Consider the following 1,773-nt stretch of genomic DNA (forward strand, 5'->3'; position numbering starts at 1 on the left):
GTTTTCGGCGATTTTGCGCAGGATGCGGCGCATGATTTTGCCGGAGCGGGTTTTTGGCAGGCCGGGCGCCCATTGAATGAAGTCCGGTTTGGCGATCGGGCCGATTTCTGTGCGCACCCATTTTTCGAGTTCTTTGCGTAGCTCGTCCGTCGGATCTTCGCCGTTCATCAGCGTGACATAGGCGTAGATGCCTTGACCTTTGACGTCGTGGGGCATGCCGACGACGGCGGCTTCGGCGACCTTGGCGTGGGCGACGAGGGCGCTTTCGACCTCGGCGGTGCCCATGCGGTGGCCGGAGACGTTGATCACGTCATCGACGCGCCCGGTGATCCAGTAGTAGCCGTCTTCGTCGCGCCGACAGCCGTCGCCGGAGAAGTAGTAGCCTTTGTACTGCTGGAAATAGGTTTCCTGAAAGCGTTCGTGATCGCCCCAGACGGTGCGCATCTGGCCGGGCCAGCTGTCCTTGATGCACAGCACGCCTTCGACGGCCGTATCGGTCAATTCCTCGCCCGATGTCGGATCGAGGATCACCGGCTGCACGCCAAAGAAGGGCAGGGTGGCCGAGCCGGGTTTGGTCGCGATCGCGCCGGGCAGCGGGGTCAGCAGGTGACCGCCGGTTTCGGTCTGCCACCAGGTGTCGACGATCGGGCATTTACCCTTGCCGACAACCTCGTTGTACCAGTTCCAGGCCTCGGGGTTGATCGGCTCGCCCACAGTGCCGAGCAGTTTGAGGTCGGAGAGATCGTATTTCTCGACCCATTCCTTGCCCTGACCCATGAGGGATCGCAGCGCCGTCGGGGCGGTGTAGAACTGGTTCACCTTGTGCTTTTCGCACACGGCCCAGAACCGGCCCGCGTCGGGGTAGGAGGGCACGCCCTCGAACATCACGGTGGTCGCGCCATTGGCCAGCGGGCCGTAGACGATGTAGCTGTGACCGGTGACCCAGCCGACGTCGGCGGTGCACCAGAACACGTCGCCATCGTGGTAATCGAAGACGTATTTATGGGTCAGCGCCGCATAGGCGAGATAGCCGCCCGAGGTATGCACCACGCCCTTGGGTTTGCCCGTCGAGCCGGAGGTGTAGAGAATGAACAGCGGATCTTCGGCGTTCATCGGGCGCGCGGGGCAATCGGGGCTCGCGTGCTCCATGAGGTATTTGACGTCGACATCGCGGCCCTGAACCCAGGTCGTCTGGTCGCCGGTGTGTTTGACCACGAGGCAGCGCACCTTGTCCGAGCAGTGCAGCAGGGCGGCGTCGGTATTGGCCTTGAGCGCGGTGCGTTTGCCGCCGCGCGGCGCGGTGTCGGAGGTGATGACCAGCTTGGCACCACAATCGTTGATCCGGTTGGCCAGCGCGTCGGGCGAGAAGCCGGCAAAAACGATGGAATGGATCGCGCCGATACGCGCACAGGCCAGCATGGCATAGGCGGCTTCGGGGATCATCGGCAGGTAGATCACCACGCGGTCGCCGCGCATCACGCCTTGGGACAACAGGACGTTGGCAAAGCGGTTCACCTTTTCGGAGAGCTCACGGTAGGTGATGTGGAGCGCTTCGGCGTCGGGATCGTCAGGCTCGAAAATGATCGCGGTTTGCAGCGCGCGGGTTTCGAGGTGGCGGTCGATACAGTTGGCGGCCACGTTCAGAACGCCATCGTCAAACCATTTGATATCCACACGCCCGAAATCAAAATTGGTCTTTTTGACATTCGTGTAGGGCTTGATCCAGTCAAGCACCTGACCCTGCTCCGCCCAGAACCCTTCAGGATCCTCAAC

Annotated in this window: 1 protein-coding gene; it reads right to left on the bottom strand. The window is 62.2% G+C overall.

Annotated features, from left to right (window positions below):
- The coding region (acs, locus tag ABD815_RS15090) for an acetate--CoA ligase (RefSeq protein WP_344848702.1) at positions 1-1,773 on the bottom strand (1,773 nt) is incomplete at both ends.

The sequence above is a fragment of the Celeribacter arenosi genome (assembly GCF_039539485.1).
In the GTDB taxonomy this organism is placed as follows: domain Bacteria; phylum Pseudomonadota; class Alphaproteobacteria; order Rhodobacterales; family Rhodobacteraceae; genus Celeribacter; species Celeribacter arenosi.